At 44.8% G+C, this 20,334-nt stretch carries 22 protein-coding genes; 11 read left to right on the plus strand and 11 right to left on the minus strand.

What is annotated here, in order from left to right; translation table 11 throughout:
* The first annotated feature begins 108 nt into the window (after window positions 1–108).
* The gene (locus MOB98_RS13200) at window positions 109–1,464 is read left to right on the plus strand and encodes a sodium-dependent transporter (RefSeq protein WP_268359212.1); all 1,356 of its coding nucleotides are present in this window, start codon (window positions 109–111) and stop codon (window positions 1,462–1,464) included.
* 32 nt (window positions 1,465–1,496) lie between these two features.
* On the opposite strand, the gene MOB98_RS13205 is transcribed toward MOB98_RS13200, so the two are convergent.
* Window positions 1,497–2,906, minus strand: a complete 1,410-nt coding sequence (locus tag MOB98_RS13205) for a PLP-dependent aminotransferase family protein (protein ID WP_268359211.1) — start codon at window positions 2,904–2,906, stop codon at window positions 1,497–1,499.
* Window positions 2,907–3,015: 109 nt separating this feature from the next.
* On the opposite strand from MOB98_RS13205, the gene MOB98_RS13210 reads away from it, so the two are divergent.
* Window positions 3,016–3,444 (plus strand): GNAT family N-acetyltransferase, encoded by a 429-nt coding sequence (locus tag MOB98_RS13210; protein ID WP_268359209.1) that lies wholly within the window; start codon window positions 3,016–3,018, stop codon window positions 3,442–3,444.
* 34 nt (window positions 3,445–3,478) lie between these two features.
* Here the strand turns inward: MOB98_RS13210 and MOB98_RS13215 are convergent, their stop codons facing one another.
* Genes MOB98_RS13215 through sigM form a run of 3 tightly spaced genes read right to left on the minus strand, consistent with a single transcriptional unit; the run spans window position 3,479 to window position 5,314 of the window.
* Window positions 3,479–3,769: an anti-sigma factor gene (locus tag MOB98_RS13215; protein WP_268359207.1), complete on the minus strand. Its 291-nt coding sequence runs from the start codon at window positions 3,767–3,769 to the stop codon at window positions 3,479–3,481.
* On the minus strand, window positions 3,757–4,833 hold the full coding sequence (locus MOB98_RS13220) for an anti-sigma factor (RefSeq protein ID WP_268359206.1): 1,077 nt from the start codon (window positions 4,831–4,833) through the stop codon (window positions 3,757–3,759). The genes MOB98_RS13215 and MOB98_RS13220 overlap by 13 nt, the downstream gene beginning before the upstream one ends.
* Complete coding sequence (gene sigM, locus MOB98_RS13225) at window positions 4,823–5,314, minus strand: RNA polymerase sigma factor SigM (protein WP_003224177.1); 492 nt, start codon at window positions 5,312–5,314, stop codon at window positions 4,823–4,825. The genes MOB98_RS13220 and sigM overlap by 11 nt, the downstream gene beginning before the upstream one ends.
* 196 nt (window positions 5,315–5,510) lie before the next feature.
* Here sigM and MOB98_RS13230 point away from each other — a divergent pair, with 196 nt between their 5' ends.
* From MOB98_RS13230 to MOB98_RS13240, 3 genes are all read left to right on the plus strand, one after another.
* Window positions 5,511–6,506, plus strand: a complete 996-nt coding sequence (locus MOB98_RS13230; RefSeq protein ID WP_268359205.1) for an aldo/keto reductase — start codon at window positions 5,511–5,513, stop codon at window positions 6,504–6,506.
* 134 nt (window positions 6,507–6,640) lie between these two features.
* Complete coding sequence (locus MOB98_RS13235) at window positions 6,641–7,240, plus strand: 1-acylglycerol-3-phosphate O-acyltransferase (protein WP_268359203.1); 600 nt, start codon at window positions 6,641–6,643, stop codon at window positions 7,238–7,240.
* A gap of 101 nt (window positions 7,241–7,341) precedes the next feature.
* Window positions 7,342–8,469 (plus strand): NAD(P)/FAD-dependent oxidoreductase, encoded by a 1,128-nt coding sequence (locus tag MOB98_RS13240; protein WP_268359202.1) that lies wholly within the window; start codon window positions 7,342–7,344, stop codon window positions 8,467–8,469.
* A gap of 21 nt (window positions 8,470–8,490) precedes the next feature.
* On the opposite strand, the gene MOB98_RS13245 is transcribed toward MOB98_RS13240, so the two are convergent.
* The 3 genes from MOB98_RS13245 to cueR form a co-directional block, all read right to left on the minus strand.
* Window positions 8,491–9,390 (minus strand): NAD-dependent epimerase/dehydratase family protein, encoded by a 900-nt coding sequence (locus tag MOB98_RS13245; RefSeq protein WP_268359201.1) that lies wholly within the window; start codon window positions 9,388–9,390, stop codon window positions 8,491–8,493.
* 151 nt (window positions 9,391–9,541) lie between these two features.
* Window positions 9,542–10,876, minus strand: a complete 1,335-nt coding sequence (locus tag MOB98_RS13250) for a hemolysin family protein (protein ID WP_268359199.1) — start codon at window positions 10,874–10,876, stop codon at window positions 9,542–9,544.
* A 60-nt stretch (window positions 10,877–10,936) separates the two neighbouring features.
* A complete protein-coding gene (gene cueR / locus MOB98_RS13255; RefSeq protein ID WP_268359250.1) occupies window positions 10,937–11,368 on the minus strand; it encodes a Cu(I)-responsive transcriptional regulator in 432 nt (143 codons plus the stop codon).
* 155 nt (window positions 11,369–11,523) lie between these two features.
* Here cueR and MOB98_RS13260 point away from each other — a divergent pair, with 155 nt between their 5' ends.
* Together MOB98_RS13260 and MOB98_RS13265 are read left to right on the plus strand one after the other, a co-directional pair.
* On the plus strand, window positions 11,524–12,705 hold the full coding sequence (locus MOB98_RS13260; protein WP_268359197.1) for a pyridoxal phosphate-dependent aminotransferase: 1,182 nt from the start codon (window positions 11,524–11,526) through the stop codon (window positions 12,703–12,705).
* A 286-nt stretch (window positions 12,706–12,991) separates the two neighbouring features.
* A complete protein-coding gene (locus tag MOB98_RS13265; RefSeq protein WP_268359195.1) occupies window positions 12,992–14,377 on the plus strand; it encodes a hemolysin family protein in 1,386 nt (461 codons plus the stop codon).
* Between the two features lie 14 nt (window positions 14,378–14,391).
* On the opposite strand, the gene crcB is transcribed toward MOB98_RS13265, so the two are convergent.
* From crcB to MOB98_RS13280, 3 genes are read right to left on the minus strand one after another with little or no spacing between them, the layout of a single operon-like run.
* Window positions 14,392–14,748, minus strand: a complete 357-nt coding sequence (crcB, locus tag MOB98_RS13270; RefSeq protein WP_268359192.1) for a fluoride efflux transporter CrcB — start codon at window positions 14,746–14,748, stop codon at window positions 14,392–14,394.
* Window positions 14,745–15,140 carry a fluoride efflux transporter FluC gene (locus tag MOB98_RS13275; protein ID WP_268359190.1) on the minus strand — a complete coding sequence of 132 codons (396 nt, stop codon included), beginning with the start codon at window positions 15,138–15,140 and terminating at the stop codon, window positions 14,745–14,747. Before MOB98_RS13275 ends, crcB begins: the two co-directional genes overlap by 4 nt.
* A complete protein-coding gene (locus MOB98_RS13280; protein ID WP_268359188.1) occupies window positions 15,127–15,858 on the minus strand; it encodes a glycerophosphodiester phosphodiesterase in 732 nt (243 codons plus the stop codon). Before MOB98_RS13280 ends, MOB98_RS13275 begins: the two co-directional genes overlap by 14 nt.
* 233 nt (window positions 15,859–16,091) lie before the next feature.
* Between MOB98_RS13280 and MOB98_RS13285 the strand changes: the two genes are divergently transcribed.
* The 3 genes from MOB98_RS13285 to MOB98_RS13295 all read left to right on the plus strand — a co-directional run bounded on the left by MOB98_RS13285 (window position 16,092) and on the right by MOB98_RS13295 (window position 18,280).
* Complete coding sequence (locus MOB98_RS13285; RefSeq protein ID WP_003224203.1) at window positions 16,092–16,199, plus strand: YhdX family protein; 108 nt, start codon at window positions 16,092–16,094, stop codon at window positions 16,197–16,199.
* Window positions 16,200–16,348: 149 nt separating this feature from the next.
* Window positions 16,349–17,464 (plus strand): small-conductance mechanosensitive channel protein MscY, encoded by a 1,116-nt coding sequence (mscY, locus tag MOB98_RS13290; RefSeq protein ID WP_268359186.1) that lies wholly within the window; start codon window positions 16,349–16,351, stop codon window positions 17,462–17,464.
* Window positions 17,465–17,536: 72 nt separating this feature from the next.
* On the plus strand, window positions 17,537–18,280 hold the full coding sequence (locus MOB98_RS13295) for an NAD-dependent protein deacylase (RefSeq protein WP_268359184.1): 744 nt from the start codon (window positions 17,537–17,539) through the stop codon (window positions 18,278–18,280).
* 25 nt (window positions 18,281–18,305) lie between these two features.
* Here the strand turns inward: MOB98_RS13295 and MOB98_RS13300 are convergent, their stop codons facing one another.
* Window positions 18,306–19,154, minus strand: coding sequence for a polysaccharide deacetylase family protein (locus MOB98_RS13300; RefSeq protein WP_268359183.1), 849 nt, complete (start codon window positions 19,152–19,154; stop codon window positions 18,306–18,308).
* A 284-nt stretch (window positions 19,155–19,438) separates the two neighbouring features.
* Between MOB98_RS13300 and dat the strand changes: the two genes are divergently transcribed.
* A complete protein-coding gene (gene dat, locus MOB98_RS13305) occupies window positions 19,439–20,287 on the plus strand; it encodes a D-amino-acid transaminase (protein ID WP_268359181.1) in 849 nt (282 codons plus the stop codon).
* Window positions 20,288–20,334 lie beyond the last annotated feature (47 nt).

The following is a 20,334-nucleotide window of genomic DNA, read 5'->3' on the forward strand; positions in this document are numbered from 1 at the left end:
CAAGAGAGCGGCCAATCAGGCTGCTCTCTTTTATGTTCTTGGCAAATGAATCTATAGAAATGAAGACAAAAATAAGAGATAATATAGGCTGGAAAGGAAGTGACTTTATTGTCTGAGCAAAAACCAGTCCAATGGGCTTCGAAAATCGGTTTCGTCATGGCAGCCGCCGGCTCGGCTATCGGCTTGGGCGCAATTTGGAAGTTCCCTTATGTAGCGGGGACCAATGGAGGAGGCGCCTTTTTTCTTATCTTTGTGTTATTTACCGTCCTTTTAGGCTATCCGCTATTAGTGGGAGAATTTATTTTTGGAAGACGGAACCAGACGAATGCCATTGATGCATATAAAAAAGAAGCGCCGCGAACCGCTTGGTTTCTTACAGGATGGGTCGGCGTAGCCGCATGTTTCTTAGTGCTGTCGTTTTACAGTGTAATCGGAGGATGGATTTTGCTGTATATCGTAAAAACAGCGTCAGGTTCACTGTCCGGGCTTACCCAAGAACAGTATGGCGCTCTTTTTGCTTCTATTATCCAAAATCCGGTGCAGACGCTCGCAGCTCAGCTTGTTTTTATGGTGCTGACTGTCATCGTTGTCGCCAGAGGGGTCCAAAAAGGGATTGAACGGGTCAGCGCGGTGATGATGCCGATTTTGTTTTTATTGTTTATTCTGCTCGTTCTTCGGTCTCTCACGCTTGATAATGCGATGGAAGGCGTGAAATTTTTGCTTGTGCCTCATTTCGGCGATCTGACTCCGGAATCCGTATTATTCGCACTGGGACAGGCCTTCTTTACGTTAACGCTGGGGGTCTCGGTGATGGTGACTTACAGCTCCTACTTGCCGAAAACACAAAATGTCCCTCGATCGGCAGCCTCCATTGTCATGATGAATATCATTGTGACTTTATTGGCAGGTTTGGCCATTTTTCCGGCGGTTTTCTCTTTCGGTTTTCAGCCAAACGAAGGTCCGACATTGCTGTTTACGGTGCTTCCGGCAGTTTTTGAACAGCTTCCGTTCGGCACGTTGTTCTTTATTGGCTTTCTCGTTGCGTTTTTATTTGCAGCCCTAACCTCCGCTTTTTCGATGGTGGAGATTATTGTAGCCACGATTGGAAAAGGGGACGAAAAGAAGAGAAAAAAACTTTCATGGACGAGCGGGCTTTTGATCTTCTCGGTCGGAATCCCTTGCTGCTTGTCTTATGGCGTATTGAGCGATGCCGTCATTTTTGATAAAACGTTTTTTGATATTGCCGATTTTACCGTCAGCAATGTGTTGATGCCATTAGGCGCTCTGTTAATTTCTCTATTTATTCCGCTCAAAATTCCGAAACATGAGCTCTTGGCAGAAATGAGAAACGGATCGCATGCAGGAAAAGCATTCTTTTATACATGGTTTTATTTGCTTCGTTTTATCGTACCGCTGGCCATTATTATCGTATTTTTAAATTTAATTGGAATTTTATCATTTTAAACAACAGGCTCCGTTCCAGGAGCCTGTTTTGATTAACAAGACGGTATCAGCGGAGTCCATGCTGTTTGCAGTTTTTGAATGCCGAGCCTGATATTCTCTTCAGACAACCCGCCATAACCGATTAAAACAGAAACAAATGGCGGCCTTCCTTTATAAGAAGGGGATACGGGGTAGATCGTCACGCCGTTGTCGGCGGCAGCTTTAATTGCTTCTTCTTCACTTGCCGGAAACAAAAGCCGCAGCAGGATATGAAGCCCGGAGTTTTTTCCGAGAACTTCCACGCTGCTTCCTAATTCAGACCGAATGGCTTCTAACAGGACAGCATGTTTTTTTCGGTATAAGGCTCTCATTCTATTTACGTGCTTTTGCCACTCTCCGCTTTCTATGAAGTCTGCCAGTGCCAGTTGAGAGTGGGAAGAGACCGTTTGTTTCAATAAATGAGCGTTTTTTCTGACCGGTTCCATGAGTGCAGGAGGCAAAACCATATAGCTGAGCCGCAAGGAAGGAAGCAGTGATTTTGAAAACGTGCCGAGATATATCACTCTGCCATTTGGATCAAGCCCCTGTAAAGACGGAATGGGCTGGCCGCTGTAACGGAATTCTCCATCATAATCATCCTCTATAATGAACGTATTTGCCTCTTTTGCCCATGCCAGCAGCTCCTGTCTGCGGGTTATCGTCATAATGCTCCCGAGCGGAAACTGATGTGAAGGAGTCGTATACATAAGATATGGATTCTGGCGTTTAAGTTCATCCGGCAGGACGCCTTCTTCATCAGTACATATAGGAATCACATTCATGTGATTTGCTTCAAACATCCTTCTTGACCGGTGAAATCCCGGTTCTTCAAAACCGATTTTTGTTCCTGGATCAAGCGTTAGACAAAGAATTTGCAGAAGCGCGGTGGTTCCTGCGCCGATGACGATCTGCCCGGGCTCGCAATGTACTCCTCGTGACAGCCTGACAAAACGGGCAATCATCTGCCGAAGTTCAGGTTCTCCTTGAGGATCACCGGAAGTGTGAAACGATTTCGAATAACGATCCAGACTTTTTACTATGCTTTTTCTCCATGCATTAAAGGGGAAGTTTGCAGGGTCAACATTGCCTTGGTGAAAATCAATAGCAGGCGCGCTCTCTTTATGTAAAGCCTGCTGCATGGACTGCTGAAAATGTGCAGGAGCAGCCGGGAAATCAGCTTCAACTTCCGCCGCGAACCAGCCGATTTTTGGTTTGCTTTTGACATAGCCCTCAGCCGTTAATTGTTCGTAAGCACGTTCGATTGTTGCCGTACTGACACCGAGCAAGCCGGAAAGCCTGCGTTTTGACGGAAGTTTTGTTCCCTTCGTGATTCTCGCATGTGAAATTTCTTGTTTAAAAAAGGCATAAAGCTGCTCATACAACGGTGTTTTGCTTTTTTTATCTAGAAACGGCGTGATATCCATTGCATGTCTCCTTTTTATCTGGCATGGTCATTTTTTCTGTTATTGGCTATTTGGCAAATGCCATTTATTAGCTATGATCATTGTAACGAAAGGAGAGGGGAATGAGAAGATGATTCATATGAAACAATTAACCACAAAAGAAGAATGGGCCGAGTCGTATCCGGTCATGAATGAATTGAGAACAGATTTGGATAAAGAAACGTATTTACAAAGACTTGAAGCCTGTGTGAGGAAAGAATCTTATATGCTGTTTGCTTTATATGAGGACACAGCAATTAGAGCGCTGTGCGGCGCGCTGCCGAGGGTTTCCATTCATCAAGGAGAGTACCTATGGGTTGCGGATCTTGTTACAACTGCGCCTTGCCGATCAAAGGGCTACGGCAAAATGCTTTTGCATTATGCTGCAGACTGGGCGAGAAAAGCCGGATTTGGCTCTGTCAGTCTTTCATCTGGCCTTCAGCGCAAAGACGCACACCGATTTTATACAGACAAAATGGGTTTTACTATTGAAAGCTACTTGTTCAGAAAGCAGGTGTAATCAAAAAAGACGCCTCTTCAGGCGTCTTTTGCTTTTAAAAGCCAAACTGTAAATTGGTATCTACAGAAACAATGGTGTACACACAAATAATCACAAAGAGATTAAGGACGACACCGAGCAGGCCGGGGCCTGTGCGCCCTCTCTTGATGAAAAGCTCAATAATGCCAAACGGAACGGCAGCCATGGCGAACGGAAGCATTTGATAGGAATAAAATGTGACATTGCTGATAATGGCCAAATTCAGCAAGAGCAGGGACAGAACCGCTGTCCCGACAGAGATCCAGCCGAATACATTGTGTTCTTTAAAAATTCTTACCAGTTCCATAATTCCACCTCGCCGACATTCGCTGATTTTACAGATTTGTTTTTCAGCATGCGCTGGATTTCCTTGGTTGGCCCTGTAACGACCGAACCGTATACATTGACACCGTTTTTCTCTACATAATCCAATCGGTTATCCACTTTCAGGTCTTTTCGTTTTGAAATGACCTGCGCCCATTTTTCGTGCTTGGACATGAACGTCAGGGCGTTGATAAACTGATCGCCATTTGACTTGCCTTTTGAATTAAGCGCAGCCAAGAACTTTGAATCCTTTCCAGGATAGCCAAGCGGCTCTGAGTAAGCTGTCTCATTTGTGTTTTTCTCCGTTTCAATTGCATTCCACAAAAAGCTCACATCATAGTCTTTGAACTTGTTATACACTTCTTTTGTCGGATATGCCCGGTCATATGAAAGATAGACCTCGGATACCGTTCCTTCAGGCAATGTCTTTAATGTTTTTTCTGCTTTTGCCGTTGTTTGTTCAGACGCATGTGATGGATGTGTAAAGTAATGGCCGGTTTTATTCACTTCTAAGTCATAATAGTTAACAGCCGGCGCCTTCACTTTATTATAAAACATCTCCACCCGTTCATTTCCCACTGCGACCGTCTTCGTGCCAATTTGTTTTTGCAGCGGGAATTCCGTATTCATGCCAAACAGCTTCACTTGGCTTTTCAAACCGGATGTATCAACAAGTACATTCGGCATGGTCAGGGCTACAGTGACTGCGGCGGTTTCCATAAACTCATTGCCGGTGCTGTGTTTACCTCCCATTCCGTAATAGAGGTAGCTTCCCAGCGTGCAAAACGGCAAAATCATTAAGGTCGAAATAACGGCTAGCACAGAAATTCGCAAATATGACTTGCGTTTTCCATAGGCTAAAATCGCTTTTTGTTTTTCGGGACTGATGCTGACATCCCATTCGTTATCGTCCTCAAGCTCGCTGTCAATCAGCTCCTGATACACTTCGAGCTTCTCAAGTTCTTCCTCAAATGCGGTCATTTCCTGATCGCTCATTTCTCCGTTTTTATATTGATCAAAACGCTTTTTAAATTCTTCATTCATCATTAACACCTCTATTATAAAGTGCTTTCAGCCGCTGTCTGGCACGAAATAAAACACTTTTAAAATTCGCCTCTGAAATATTCATAATATGGGATGCTTCTTTGTAATTTAGCTCTTTTAAATAATATAGCGTTAAGGCCTCCCGATAATTATCGGGGAGCTCGGACATATAACCAGTCAGCACTTCCTTTATCTCTACCTGATGGGCAGGGCTCTGAACAGCATTTTGAAAGAGGCTTCCGATCAAGTCATCAGAAATGGTTACTTCTTTCTTATGCTTTCTGACGTAATCAATGAAGGCGTTTCGCGCCACTTGAAAAAGCCAGGGCTTTACTTTGCTGTGATCATAGGAGTGAATGTGTATGTATGCCCGCATAAAGGTTTCCTGCAGCAAGTCTTCGGCAAGATGCTTGTCTTTTGTCATGGAGAGCAGGAACCTGTAAACATCATTCATGTACATTTGGTAAATTTCATCGATCGTCACTGCCTTTTCTCCCCTCTATGTTATACACGCATAAGAAAGGTTTAAAGTTGCACATTACATGCAAACGGCTTTTTTATACCTAATCAAACACCATTTATATATAGTAACCAAAAATGGCCGCAAAAGATAGTACTGAGAAATGTTTAACATTTTTACCAGCGGGGAATAGATAGTGAAAAAGTGAAGGAGTGGCACAATGGAATATACCAGTATAGCAGACACAGGATTCAAAGCCTCAAGAATCGGCCTTGGCACATGGGCAATTGGCGGAACCATGTGGGGAGGCACCGACGAAAAAACATCAATCAACACAATCCGCGCCGCTCTTGATCAGGGAATCACACTGATTGACACCGCGCCGGCTTACGGCTTCGGGCAGTCCGAGGAAATCGTCGGGAAGGCGATAAAGGAGCACGGCAAAAGAGACCAGGTGATTCTCGCAACGAAAACGGCTCTGGACTGGAAGAACGGCCAACTGTTCCGCCATGCGAACAGGGCGAGAATTATAGAGGAAGTCGATGATTCTTTGAAACGGCTTCAAACAGATTATATTGATCTTTATCAGGTGCATTGGCCCGATCCGCTTGTGCCAATTGAAGAAACGGCGGAAGTCATGAAGGAATTATATGATGCTGGGAAAATCCGCGCGATTGGCGTCAGCAATTTTTCAGTTGAGCAAATGGATACATTTCGCGCCGCTGCACCGCTTCATACGATTCAGCCGCCCTATAATCTGTTTGAAAGAGAAATGGAAGAGAATGTCCTTCCGTACGCGGAAGACAAACAGATCACAACTTTATTATATGGCAGTCTATGCCGAGGGCTGTTAACAGGCAAAATGACAGAAGAGTATACATTTGAGGGTGATGATTTGCGTAATCATGATCCAAAATTTCAGAAGCCGCGGTTTAAAGAGTATCTTTCTGCTGTTAATCAATTGGATGAGCTGGCAAAGACACGCTATGGAAAATCAGTGATTCACTTAGCCGTCAGATGGATTTTAGATCAGCCGGGCGCGTCGATCGCCCTTTGGGGGGCAAGAAAGCCTGAGCAGGTAGAAGCTGTAGCTGAAATTACAGGCTGGACGCTAAGCAGCGAGGATCAAAAAGACATCGATACCATATTAAAAAATACGATATCAGACCCGGTCGGGCCGGAGTTTATGGCACCGCCGACCAGGGAGGAAATATAACAAAAGCTGAGGGCCGATCCTCAGCTTTTTGGCGTTTTAACCGGAGAAATCTTAAAAATTAGTACCAGGTAATAAAAAATATTGTTATAATAGATAGCAGAAAGAATCATTGATTACGGCAAAGGAAGTGCGATATGTATAAGTTTTGTGCAAATGTTCTAAAAGCTATTCTTTCTCTACGCGGAGGAGTGAAGGTATATAACAAAGAAAACCTTCCGGCAGATTCAGGTTTTGTCATCGCGTGTACTCACTCGGGCTGGGTTGATGTTATCACTCTCGGAGTCGGGATTCTTCCTTATCAAATTCATTACATGGCAAAAAAAGAGCTGTTTCAAAATAAATGGATCGGCGCTTTTCTGAAAAAAATTCATGCCTTTCCGGTAGATCGGGAAAATCCCGGGCCAAGCAGTATTAAAACACCGATTAAGCTGCTGAAAGAAGGAGAGATTGTCGGCATCTTTCCAAGCGGAACAAGAACCTCTGAGGACGTGCCTTTGAAAAGAGGCGCGGTGACAATTGCGCAAATGGGAAAAGCGCCGCTCGTTCCCGCTGCTTATAAAGGGCCTTCAAGCGGAAAGGAATTGTTCAAGAAAGGAAAAATGAAGCTCATTATCGGTGAGCCTCTGCAGCAAGCTGATTTTGCCCACCTGCCGTCAAAGGAAAGACTGGCAGCGATGACAGAGGCCTTGAATAACAGTATTAAAGAGCTCGAAAAGAAACTGGAGCAGCTATAATCCATCAGTCCTGCCACACACTGGTTTCCCGATTGTTAATAAGTTCCTCTTCAATGAGCTATACTAATTTAGGAATTGATTATTGGGAAAGGTTACAGAAAATGAAAAAAATCATTGTAGTAGGGGCTGGAATTCTGGGAGCGTCAACAGCATATCAGTTAGCCAAAATGGGGGCCGAGGTTCTTGTGATCGATCGGAAAGATAAGGGACAGGCCACCTATGCAGCAAAAGGCATTATTTGTCCGTGGCTGTCACCGAGGCAAAATCAGGCGTGGTACAGGATGGCAAGGGCAGGGGCACACTTTTATCCCTGTTTCATAGAGGAGCTCAGAAAAGAAGGCGGGAAAGAAACAGGTTATGCTCCTGTTGGTGCTTTGAGTATTCATCATGAGAAAGAAAAGATTGAGAAAATTGAAAAACGGGTGCAAGAACGTAAACGAGCTGCCCCGGAAATCGGTGAGATTTCTTTTCTTTCTGGAATAAAAACCGCCCGCATGTTTCCGCTGCTGGCTAAACAATACCATTCCATTCATATAAGCGGCGCCGCCCGAGTAGACGGCGAAGTGCTCCGAGATGCATTAGTGCGTTCTGCTCAAAGAATGGGCGCCGTTTTTTTAACAGGCGATGCGAAGCTCCAATATCATTCGAAACGAGTGACAGGAGTAACCGTCGGTGATGATCGTTATGCTGCTGACGAGGTGATTGTTTGTGCCGGTGTATGGGCAGACGAGTTGCTGGCGCCTTTAGGCATTCGTTTTAAAGTAAGTGTGCAAAAAGCGCAAATCATATATGTGCAGATTCCGGAGGCAAACGATATAGACACTTGGCCTGCTGTGATGCCGCCTTCTAAGGAATATCTGTTAGCTTATGCTGATAATAGAGTGGCTATCGGAGCGACTCGTGAAGATCATATAGAAGGACATGATGTGCGGATAACGGCTGGCGGGCTGCAGGAATTGTTGAACAAAGGTTTAGAAATGGCCCCGGGTTTAGCTAACAGCACCTTTCTAGAGGCAAGAGTCGGCTTACGTCCTTTTACACCAGGTGATGTGCCGGTCATCGGACCTCTTCCCGGCTGGGAAGGGATAATAGCAGCAAATGGCCTTGGATCGTCCGGCCTGACAATGGGACCCTATATGGGACAACAGCTGGCGAAGATGGCTCTCAAAATGGAAGTAGATATCAATTTAAAGGATTATGATATCAAAAAAGCAGCAGAAGTTCAGTGAACATCTGCTGCTTTTTTTGTTTTAAATGTTTGACAATGACAGCTGATCCTCAGGCAGTGCTTTAAGTGAGCCATCATTGTTTAACACATTGCGCCATGTATAACGCGGTTCATAACCAAGGATCTTTTTCGCTTTATCGATTGCCATCAGTGTTTCATAACCTTTTATATCTCTCTTTAAAGAGACATCTGGGAAAAACCGCTTAACTAAGTCTTCGCTCGGTTCTTTCATAATGGTATCCGGTGCAGTAATATGGAAGACATCATTTCCGAGATTGTTTTTTTCGACTGCAAGAAGGCAAGCCTGTGCAGCATCTCTGACATCACAATAGGCCCATGCATTTTTCTTTTGAATATCCTTTTGCTGCTCGTTCCAGTGCATGCCGGGAATTTTTTCGTACTCATCGGGCTCATATATATTCGCAAAACGAAGAGAGACAATTTGTGTATTGGTAAGCTTTGAATACATGTCTGAGAGGATTTCAGTCAGCCGTTTCGCCATGGCGTACGATGATTTTACGATCGTCGGGTGCTCCTCGTCTACAGGAAGGTAGCTGAGCTCTTTCGGGACAAACGGATATCCCAGCACCGTTTCACTTGAAGCCCATACCAGCTTAGGGATCTTAAAATCTTTACAGGCTTCCAGCACATTAAAATTGACGAGCATATTATTTTCAAATATCGCTTGGGAGGTATTCCTGACATCGGTCGGAATATTCCCGAGGTGGACCACGGCATCACAGCCCATAATAAGCTGACATACCTGGCCATAATCCCGCAAATCTGCTTGAATAAATTTTTTCGATGCTGATTCTTCTCTTAATAATCGATCTGACGCTGTCACATCATGGCCGGCCTCCAATATTGCTCTTACGGCCCAACGCCCTATTTTGCCTGCTGCTCCAGTTACGACTACTTTCATGTTTTCACTCCTTTTTCTCGCTGTTAAATGGAATTCAGTCCCTGATTAGAATTCCCGGGGATTGCGGTTTTATTAGCAGCAGTTTTCAGAATAGGGAGGTTAACACAAAACATAATAAAAAAGACACCTCCATAAAAGGTGCCTTTTTACATTACGCTTCTTTCGGTTCTCCGGCTTCGATCAGCTCTTCTATCGCGAGCTTTTTCACTTCGATATAAGCGACGTGGTGGCCGTCGATTTCGTTAATGATAAATTCACAGCCTTCTTCGATGATAGAATCGTCTTTTTCAACATCATATTTTTGGGTAAGGAACCAGCCGCCGATCGTATCGACTTCTTCGTTCTCTAAATGAATGCCGAGCAGGTCATTTACTTGGTCGATTAACACTTTCCCGTCAAGAATGTAATGGTCTTCGCCGATTTTGCGGATTTCGTTAATTTCATCAATATCAAATTCATCGCGGATTTCGCCGACGATTTCTTCGATAATGTCTTCAACCGTCACAAGCCCCGCAGTCCCGCCGTATTCATCAGACAGGATGGCCATGTGGACTCTTTCTTTTTGCATTTTGACAAGCAAATCTTGGATCGGCGCAGATTCAATAACATGAATGATCGGGTTGACGAATTGAGAAATGGTTGAATCAACAGAAACCTCGCCGCTGATGCAGGCGGTCAGCACTTCTTTAATATTAATAACCCCGATAATGTTATCTTTATCGCCTTCTTCCACTGGGTAACGGGTATATTTTTCAATCTGAATGATGTCCATCATCTCAGAAATCTTGATATCATGCGGAAGACTGACAATCTCGGTCCGCGGAATCATAATTTCTTTCGCGAGCCTGTCGTCGAATTCAAAGATTTTATTCACATATTTAAACTCTGACTGGTTAATTTCACCGCTTTTATAGCTTTCAGATAAAATGATTCGCAGCTCTTCTTCAGAGTGAGCCAGTTCGTTTTCTGAAACAGTTTCCAGGCCAAATGCTTTTGTCAATAACCGTGCGGAATTGTTCAAAAGCCAAATGAACGGGAACATAATGCGGTAAAACCAAATCAGCGGTTTCGCAAACAGCATAGACACTGCTTCCGCCTTTTGGATAGCGACTGTCTTAGGTGCAAGTTCTCCGACAACAACGTGCAGGAACGTAATAATGGCATACGCAAAAATAAACGATATGACATGTGAAAGGGATCCTGGAACGTTCATTTGTACGAAAAGCGGGTGAAGCAGCCTTTCAATCGTTGATTCACCTAAAACCCCTAATCCGATGGAAGTCAATGTAATTCCGAGCTGACACGCAGATAAATATTCATCAAGATGCGTGGTCACTTTTTTTACGGCTATTGCTGCTTTATTTCCTTCCGCGATCAGCTGATCAATCCGTGAGCCTCTGATTCTGATAATGGCAAACTCAGATGCCACGAAAAATGCCGTCAGGGCGATTAAAACAGCGACTAAAATCAAATTCACTATGTCCAATTAGAACCTTCACTCTAGCAATGAGAATGAAGGTAACACCTCCTGTTAGATAAATTAGTTTTAACGTAACAGCAGCATAAATGATTGGAACACGGCGAGCTTTTCAGGCGGGAGCTTGCTTTTCAGCTTGTCACGATCCTCAGGCTTCAGCCGTTCAAACCGATGCAAGATTCCGGAGATGTTTTGATTCATATGATCAATTTCTAATGCCAGATTTCCAATTTCATCATCAAGTTTAGCTGAAGAGGGAAACTGGTTCTCCAGTCGATCTTTTATATCGGACAGGGCCAATCGCTGCTTCTTGCAATCTACAATAAATATGAGTCGTTTGAGTGCATTTTCATCGTAGTAACGGTAATTTGAACAGGATCTGGCCGGCGTAAGCAGACCGAGATTTGTATAATAATCAACTGTTCGTTTCGTTACTCCGGCAAGTGCCGCTAGTTCACTGATGCGATAAGTCTCAGCCCCATCTATATCCCTCCCAACCATCACGTTATAGTTATGAGAATAGTTTAATATATGAAGGGTGTCTTGCACAAGTTTATTGTTTTTTGCCAGACGGGGGCCGGAGCTGTGGAATTCATATTCTGATTGAAGTAACATGTAAAGATAGAATTTTCAAATTTTTGATGGAGAAGGGACAGATGAAATTGGCTGGGTTATCCCGGGAAATTGAAGAGAACTTAAATAAAGGATCATGGATTCGCAAGCTGTTTGATGAAGGCGCAAGACTAAAGAAAGAGTACGGGGATGACCAGGTATTTGATTTCTCAATCGGCAACCCGGTTGTTGAACCGCCTGAAGCTTTTAAGAGGGCATTAATAGAGGAGGCCGAAAAAGGCAATCACGGATACATACAAAACCAAGGGCTCCCCGCTGCAAGAGAAAAAGTTGCGCAATTTCTGGAGTCCCGTTTTGCAGCCGAGTTCTTGGCAGAACGTGTCGTCATGACGGTGGGCGCGGGCGGCGCATTAAATGTCGCGCTCAAAAGTATCGTAAACCCTGGTGAGGAGGTCATTATTCTCGCGCCTTATTTTGCCGAGTATAAATTATACATTGAGAACTACGGGGGAAAGGCTGTCAGCTGCCCGTTGACGGCCCGGTTTGAGATTGATATTGAAGCGGTAAGGCAATCGATCACTCCACAGACGAAAGGGCTGATTCTCAATACACCGCATAACCCCACAGGCACTGTTCTCAGCCAGAAAAATATAGACGATTTAGGCGCTTTATTAAAAGAAATAGAAGAGAAGAGCGGCCAGCCGATTTATGTGCTGTTTGATGAACCGTACAGTCAATTAATCTATGATGAAGAGCTGGCAAATCCGTTTCAATCGTACCATCGTGTGATATTGGCCAGCTCATTCAGTAAAGATCTCGGCATAGCCGGGGAGCGGCTCGGGTATATCGGATTGGACAGCCGAATGCCGGATGCGGACCTTTTGATCAACGCTTTTGTGTATTGTAATCGAACGCTTGGATTTGTGAATGCCCCTGTCATGATGCAGCGGGCTGTGGCAAGAATGGATGATTTAAGAGTAGACGCAAGCGCTTATAAAGAGCGCAGGGATTTAATGGTCGACATTTTAAAAGAAGCCGGTTTTGAATTTGAAATGCCGAAGGGTGGTTTCTTTGTTTTTCCGAAATCGCCAATTGAAGATGAAGTCGCCTTTTGCGTGCATGCCGCCCAAAAATACAGACTATTAATCGTGCCGAGCAGCGGTTTTGGAATGAAAGGGCACTTCCGTTTGTCCTTCAGCGTGCCAATCGAGCAGATCAAAAAGTCACGGGATATTTTTGTATCCTTATATAAAGATTTTGTGTAGGAAAGCAAAGAAAAAGAAAACGGCTTTGAATGCTGTTTTCTTTTTTTTAATATCCACAAAATCTCTCAATTAAAGCCTGCCCCATGACAAAAGTCTAAAAATTAGAAATCATTTTTGGAATGAGTTGTGTTACAATAAAATATACAATTTATAATCAAACTTTGACTTGGAGGTGGTATGATGGGGCCCTCTGCTTAGGCAACAATACACCGCGTACCTCAATGTTAAGGAAAAATGATTATATCAGGAGGTGACTCCTTATCCTTTAAAGAGGGGATAAGGTTAAATGGACGATATTGACAGTCTGATTTTAATTGGTGTGCTCATTGCTTTAACTGCGTTTTTCGTTGCAAGCGAGTTTGCGATTGTTAGAGTAAGGAGATCCAGAATTGATCAGCTTATAACAGAAGGAAACAAACGGGCGATACTCGCAAAGCGTGTCATTACAGATTTGGATGAATATTTATCTGCATCCCAGCTGGGCATTACATTGACATCAATCGGACTCGGGGTGCTGGGGGAGCCGGCATTTGAACGGCTGCTGCATCCATTGTTTGTGCCGCTGGACCTGCCGGAATCGGTTTCACATGCGGTCTCTTTTGCGGTTGCGTACGGCTTGATTACATTCCTGCACGTTGTTGTAGGTGAGCTGGCCCCGAAAACGGTCGCGATTCAAAAGGCAGAGCAGCTGACCTTGCTGATTGCGGGTCCATTGCGTTTATTCTATCTGCTCCTGTTTCCGTTTATTTGGATCCTCAATGGATCGGCGCGGCTTTTATGCGGCATGTTCGGTTTGAAGCCTGCGTCAGAACATGACGGGTCCCATTCTGAGGAAGAACTGAGAATGCTGTTGTCTGAGAGTTTAAAAAACGGAGAGATTAATCCGTCTGAATATAAATATGTGAATAAGATTTTTGAATTTGATAACCGGATCGCTAAAGAAATTATGATACCGCGGAAGGAAATGGCCACTGTGTCAACAGAGATGACGATGGCCGAGATGCTTGACGTCATGCTGAAGGAAAAATACACGCGCTGGCCTGTCACAGACGGGGACAAAGACAGTGTCATCGGTTTGGTCAATACGAAGCATTTGTTTTCTGATTTGCTGTTTATGACAGAAGAGGAACGAATGAAGATGACAATCCATCCGTATATCCGGCCGGTAATTGAAGTGATGGAAACCATCCCGGTTCATGATTTGCTGATTAAAATGCAGCGCGAACGCATTCATATGGCCATATTGTCGGATGAATACGGAGGAACCTCGGGACTTGTGACGACAGAGGATATTCTTGAGGAAATTGTCGGCGAGATCAGAGATGAATTTGATGAAGACGAACAGCCGGTAATCCAACAGCTCGGCGAACGCCATTATGTGATGGATGGAAAGGTTCGGATCGATCAGGTGAACAGCCTTCTTGGCGCAGCAATTCACGAAGATGTCGATACGATCGGCGGGCTGGTATTGAAAGAAAACATCGATATTGAGGCTGGTGAATCCATCCGCATCGGTTCATATACGATAAAGGTGCTGAAGATGGACGGCCGATTAATCAAGCAAATCGATATAAAAGAAGAAGCCGGCAGTACAGCCGGGATGACGGCACACCACACGCTGCCGCTGCCCGAGCCCGTGATGCTGAACAGTGCAACCTTGAGCGAGAAATAAGCTCAAGGTTTTTTTTACGTTGCGATTGTCCAGCCGCACCAAAATGCCAAAAGCGACCCGCAAAGCGTCAGGGCGATATACAGGATGCTTTCCATTATGCGTTTGGCCAGCAAGAGCTGAACACTTTCAACACTGAAAGTGGAAAAGGTCGTAAAGGCGCCGAAAAATCCCGTGCCGATGATGAGGGAGGCCGAAGCATTTGTAACGTGAAGCCCTGTAAACATTCCGAGCCCGAGAGCTCCGACAATATTCACCGTTAATATGCCAATGGGCAGGATGAGGCCTTTGGTTTTGGCGGTTATGACATTGCCAAGCCAAAAGCGCAGTATCGCCCCAAGTCCGCCCGCTATGAAAATACCCGCTAGTGTCACTTTTCCTGCAGCCCCTTTCTTGGCTGGATGCCTGCTATACGCCGTCCCGCCAGAACGCCAATCAGCGCAAGAACGATTCCTGATATCAAAGAGGCTGCCATATACAAAACAGCCAGTGTGGATTGTGCCTGCAAAAGCATCACTGTTTCTTTAGAAAACGCAGACATTGTTGTAAAGCCGCCGCAAAAGCCGGTGCCTAAAAAAGCTGACAGCAGAGACCGTTTTGCCTTGATCATAAAATAGCCGGTCAGAATGCCTAATAGAAGGCTGCCAGCCGCGTTTTCCAGCCAGGTTGCTGCCGGGAATGGACCGGTGTGTAACCATATGTTTAATCCGTATCGGAGGCAGGCGCCAAGCGCGCCTCCAATAAAAACCGCGCTATATATTTTCATGTTTGCCATCCTTTTTGATGAAATCCGGGTAGTCTGTTACGATGCCATCCACACCCATGGCTTGTAATTTTGCTGCTGCCTTTTGATTATTGACTGTCCATGCAAATACTTTTAAGCCGCTTTTATGGACGGAAGCAATCATTAGCCGATTGAGGCGTGTGTATTTAATATTGACATAGTTTGCGATAGATTGGCAGGCCTTCAGCTGATTTCTGGACAGCATGCCAAAATTGGGCCTTGTAATGACCGCTGTCGGAATCGATGGATAAAGCTCATGGAACCTCTGGACGGAGCGGAACTGAAAGGATTGGACAATATTGTTGGCAGAAAAAGAAAATTGCCCTAACAGCTGTCCTACTTCTTCTTCAATTCCGACTTGAGATGGATGGCCTTTTAATTCAATTAAAAAGCCGATTTTTTTGTGATAGCGCTTGAGCACCGCTTCCAAGGTTGGAATACGCTCTCCCTGAAAAGCGGGGCCGTACCAGCTTCCGGCATCGAGTTTCTGCAATTCTTCCAATGTAAAATCTTTAACAAAACCAGATCCGTTTGTTGTGCGGTCAACCCTGTCATCGTGAATCACAACAATCTGCCTGTCTTTTGTAAGCTGGACGTCCAGTTCAATCATATCTGCATTCATTTTCGCCGCAAGGTCAAACGCGGCCATTGTATTTTCCGGAGCGTAGCCGGATACTCCGCGATGGGCAATGGTGTACAAGCTTAGTCAGCTCCTCGTATGGGCATTTCTGTTATTGTATCAAATCCATATATGCGGGGCGATACAAACTGGTGAATTTTTTCTGCCAGATCGGAATGGTCCGGGCTGAGAACTGCGTATAACTAAAAAAAGACACCCAGCGTATCAGAGCATATTCCGCCAGAAAATTAGGTCTTTCGACATGTTCACAACAAATTTTGATCCATTATAATAGCAAAAAAGGAGGCGAGATCATGGGTAAAGGGAGAATTCGAGTGGAGGAAAGAATTAAAGCCGAAACGGATGCTGAAATGCAAAAAGCAACTCTCCTTGATCAGACACAAACGAAAAAAAGTAAGTGACTGTCCCTATTGAATCTGGCTGATAAATGAATTGAGAACTGGCCCCGGCGTTCCGCCGGGGTTTTGTGCTGCAAAAAGACATTTACATGAGCATCTTTACGAATCTTTTAGTATAATAAACAATCGATTGGGATAGAGGGGAGACTGTTATGCCAGATTATCTGCAGCAATATATCACGCTTGATAACATCATACAAATCGGCATCAGCTTGGCGATTTTGCTGGTGTTTCTTATACTTAGAAAATTGTTCACAAGATATTTCTTTAACCTCCTGTTTAATTTGACAAACCGCCCGAAAACAGAAATTTTTAAACAGGTGGTTCTGGCGTTTGACAAGCCGGCCAGATGGTTTTTTGTTGCCTTGGGGCTGTTTTTAGCGATCCGTTATTCACCGTTTTTTGATGAGCAAATGCCGGTCATCAGTAAAATATACCGTTCCCTGATTGTGGCGCTATTGTCCTGGGGGCTTTGTAATTTGACCGCCACGTCGTCGTTTATCTTCCATAAGGTGAATCAGCGCTTCGAGCTTGACATGGATGACATTCTGGCGCCGTTTTTATCTAAATTGCTACGTTTTGTCATCATTGCGCTCAGTGTCAGTGTGATCGCTCAGGAATTCAATTATGATGTCAACGGATTTGTAGCTGGCCTAGGTCTTGGCGGACTTGCCTTTGCGCTTGCCGCGAAGGATACGATCAGCAACTTCTTCGGCGGGATCATTATTATTACTGAGAAGCCGTTTACGATCGGTGACTGGGTGGAGACGTCAACGGTAACCGGATCAGTGGAGGATATTACCTTCAGGAGCACGAGGTTCAGAACCGCGCAGGGGGCGCTTGTAACGGTGCCGAACTCTACGCTGTCGATGGAAGCGATCACGAACTGGACAAGAATGACCAAACGCCAGATTACGTTTTCCATCCATGTATCCTATGCTACGCCGATTGAGAACCTAGAACGGGCCATTCGTTCTCTCAGGACAATGCTCTTGGAGCATGAAGGTGTTGATAATGAAACGATCATGGTCAACTTTGATACGTTTGCTGACAGCTATTACAATTTATTTTTCAACTTCTATACAAAAACAACAGTTTGGGCTGAAAACCTCGATATCAGAGAGGACATCAACTATAAAATCATTGACATCCTCGGTGCAGAAGGTGTCGAGTTTGCATATCCCGGCCAAATGGTTGTTGTAAAGCAAAAGCACCAAAACGATCCGTTTCAAGTGAATCTTAATAAAGAAGAAAAGGAACGGGCTTAAAAGGGAAAGACTTCGTCTGATAAAGGCGGAGTCTTTTTCGTGGTAAAATAAGAGAAAAAAGGCGGTGTTAAATTGGAAGCATTCAGAAATATTCTACAGGAAGCGCAGCGAATTGTCGTGCTGACCGGAGCGGGAATGAGCACAGAATCAGGAATTCCCGACTTTCGTTCAGCAGGAGGCATTTGGACGGAGGATGCCTCAAGAATGGAAGCGATGAGCCTTGATTATTTTTTAAGCCATCCGCGTCTGTTTTGGCCTAAATTCAAAGAATTGTTCCAGATGAAAATGAGCGGCAGCTTTGAACCGAATGAAGGGCACTTGCTGTTAGCTGAGCTGGAGAAGCAAGGAAAACAGGTCGATCTCTTTACGCAAAACATTGACGGGCTTCATAAAAAAGCCGGGAGCAGACATGTATACGAACTGCACGGCTCTATCCAAACAGCAGCTTGTCCGGCATGCGGCGCCCGATATGAGCTTCCGCATTTACTTGAGCATGAGGTGCCGGAGTGTACGGCGGCCGCCAAAGATGGCGGGATATGCGGAACGGTATTAAAAACCGATGTTGTTCTTTTTGGCGATGCGGTCCTGCACTTTGACACTCTTTATGAAAAGCTGGATCAAGCTGATCTTTTATTGGTCATTGGCACGTCTCTTGAAGTCGCTCCGGCGAGATTTGTGCCTGAGGACGCCAGCCGGATTCCCGGCATGAAGAAAGTCATCATTAACCTTGAGCCAACGTATTGCGACAGCTTGTTTGACATGGTCATCCACCAAAAAATTGGAGAGTTTGCCCGAAGTTTGGGAATAAAAAAGTGAGGCCGCACTTATGCGCCTCACTTTTTTATTCGTGAACAGGAATCATTGTATCCTCTAACACACCGAAGGAATAGCCTTTTTCTTTCAGTTTATTGATTAGCACCGGCAGCGCATTTACTGTAGCAGGAAGATCATGCATAAGAATCACATATGGGCGGCTGGAATGGCTGTGTTCCATATTCTCAAGCTGCTGTAATACGGCCGTCACATATTTTGAATTCCGGTATTTCCAGTCCATGCTGTCAATCGTCCAATCCCAGTATACAAAACCGTCTTTTTCTAGATTGCGGATTTGTGAGGCGGTCAGTGACGGCTTGCTCCCGTAGGGTGTTCTGACGAGGTCGGTTTTATATCCTGTAATGTCCTGCAGCGTGTCACGCGCCTCCTGCATTTCTTTTAACGGAGATGTCGGTGTTTGATAGAACAACTTATTATTATGGGTGACGCCGTGTAAGCCGAGCGCATGGCCTTCTTTTTCTGACCTTTTCACAGCTTGTTTGAATTCGTTCATCCGCGGTGACAGCATAAAAAATGTCGCTTTAACATCAGCGCTTTTCAGTACGTCAAGCAAGCGGTTTGTAAAGGCTGACGGGCCATCATCAAAGGTTAAGTAAACCGTCTTATCTCCCATTGTTTGCTTTGTCTGCATATGTTTGATCAGCAGATCGGGGGAGTCATTTTTGAGTTTCAGGCTTTTCTTCTCATCACGAAGCTGGCCGTTTGTTGTGACAGTGACTTCCTTTGCTTTTGTTGAACTATTGGAATAACCCAGTATCACCATAAGCAAAAGCAGCACACATAAAACTGCTAAACTTGCAAATTTAAAAGCAAGCGAAACGGCAGAAGGAGAAGCGTCTCCTCTCGTTTGTCGCATAACAATCTCTCCATTGGCATAAAATCTCTACATAACGCTGTACAGCAGGCAGCTTATGAAGATGCCATATGTTAACAACCTATGTATTACCAGTCAAGTATACAGGAACAAAACTGGAAAGAACATAGAAAATTTGTCGAAATGTCAGATTTTAAGGAAAAAATAAACTCCTTCCCGCTATAGATCTCTTGATCTTTCTGTTTTTCAGTTTGTCCAGTATGGTAGAATAAGTGACAATGACAGCTTGAAAGACATCAGGGAAATCTCGAAAAGGGAGGGCTTTTATGAAGGTTCTAGTCAATGGCCAGCTGATCCCGCGCAGCGAAGCATCAATTGATTTGGAGGATCGCGGTTATCAGTTTGGTGACGGTATCTATGAGGTTATCAGAGTGTACAAAGGCGTATTGTTCGGTTTGCGCGAGCATGTGGAGCGTTTTTTCAGAAGTGCTGCCGAAATCGGAATTTCACTGCCGTTCAGCAGAGAAGATCTTGAGTGGGACCTGCAAAAGCTTGTACAAGAGAATGCGGTCAGTGAGGGAGCGGTATATATTCAGACAACAAGAGGTGTTGCGCCGCGAAAACACCAATATGAAGCAGGCCTTGAGCCGCAGACTACGGCTTACACATTTACTGTGAAAAAACCGGAGCAAGAGCAGGCATACGGAGTGGCAGCCATTACCGATGAGGACCTTCGCTGGCTGAGATGTGACATTAAGAGTCTGAATTTACTGTATAATGTCATGGCGAAGCAAAAAGCCTATGAAGCGGGGGCATTTGAATCCGTTTTATTAAGAGACGGCATTGTTACAGAAGGCACATCCTCTAACGTTTATGCCGTTATCAACGGGACGGTGCGAACACATCCGGCTAACCGGCTCATTCTCAATGGAATTACACGGATGAAGATTTTAGAGCTAATTGAAAAGAACGGGATCGAGCTTGATGAGAAGCCTGTCAGTGAGGAAGAGCTGAGACAGGCGGAAGAGATCTTTATTTCGTCAACGACAGCAGAGATCATTCCGGTCGTGACGCTTGATGGAGAGTCGGTAGGAAGCGGTAAACCCGGACCGGTGACAAAACAGCTTCAGGCTGCTTTTCAGGAAAGCATCCAGCAGGCCGCAAGCATTTTATAGTAAGGCATAAAAAAGAGCCCGCTTTGCAGGGACTGACCCCCGTTTTT

Source organism: Bacillus sp. N13C7 (genome assembly GCF_026790065.1).
Taxonomy (GTDB): Bacteria; Bacillota; Bacilli; order Bacillales; family Bacillaceae; genus Bacillus.

Bases quoted from the DNA above. Each gene is read 5' to 3' on its own strand.
- MOB98_RS13205 (WP_268359211.1), bottom strand. From the start codon at position 2,906: ATGGATATCACGCCGTTTCTAGATAAAAAAAGCAAAACACCGTTGTAT.
- MOB98_RS13210 (WP_268359209.1), top strand. From the start codon at position 3,016: ATGATTCATATGAAACAATTAACCACAAAAGAAGAATGGGCCGAGTCG.
- MOB98_RS13215 (WP_268359207.1), bottom strand. From the start codon at position 3,769: ATGGAACTGGTAAGAATTTTTAAAGAACACAATGTATTCGGCTGGATC.
- MOB98_RS13220 (WP_268359206.1), bottom strand. From the start codon at position 4,833: ATGATGAATGAAGAATTTAAAAAGCGTTTTGATCAATATAAAAACGGA.
- MOB98_RS13230 (WP_268359205.1), top strand. From the start codon at position 5,511: ATGGAATATACCAGTATAGCAGACACAGGATTCAAAGCCTCAAGAATC.
- MOB98_RS13235 (WP_268359203.1), top strand. From the start codon at position 6,641: ATGTATAAGTTTTGTGCAAATGTTCTAAAAGCTATTCTTTCTCTACGC.
- MOB98_RS13240 (WP_268359202.1), top strand. From the start codon at position 7,342: ATGAAAAAAATCATTGTAGTAGGGGCTGGAATTCTGGGAGCGTCAACA.
- MOB98_RS13245 (WP_268359201.1), bottom strand. From the start codon at position 9,390: ATGAAAGTAGTCGTAACTGGAGCAGCAGGCAAAATAGGGCGTTGGGCC.
- cueR (WP_268359250.1), bottom strand. From the start codon at position 11,368: ATGGTTGGGAGGGATATAGATGGGGCTGAGACTTATCGCATCAGTGAA.
- MOB98_RS13260 (WP_268359197.1), top strand. From the start codon at position 11,524: ATGAAATTGGCTGGGTTATCCCGGGAAATTGAAGAGAACTTAAATAAA.
- MOB98_RS13265 (WP_268359195.1), top strand. From the start codon at position 12,992: ATGGACGATATTGACAGTCTGATTTTAATTGGTGTGCTCATTGCTTTA.
- MOB98_RS13275 (WP_268359190.1), bottom strand. From the start codon at position 15,140: ATGAAAATATATAGCGCGGTTTTTATTGGAGGCGCGCTTGGCGCCTGC.
- MOB98_RS13285 (WP_003224203.1), top strand. From the start codon at position 16,092: ATGGGTAAAGGGAGAATTCGAGTGGAGGAAAGAATTAAAGCCGAAACG.
- mscY (WP_268359186.1), top strand. From the start codon at position 16,349: ATGCCAGATTATCTGCAGCAATATATCACGCTTGATAACATCATACAA.
- MOB98_RS13300 (WP_268359183.1), bottom strand. From the start codon at position 19,154: ATGCGACAAACGAGAGGAGACGCTTCTCCTTCTGCCGTTTCGCTTGCT.
- dat (WP_268359181.1), top strand. From the start codon at position 19,439: ATGAAGGTTCTAGTCAATGGCCAGCTGATCCCGCGCAGCGAAGCATCA.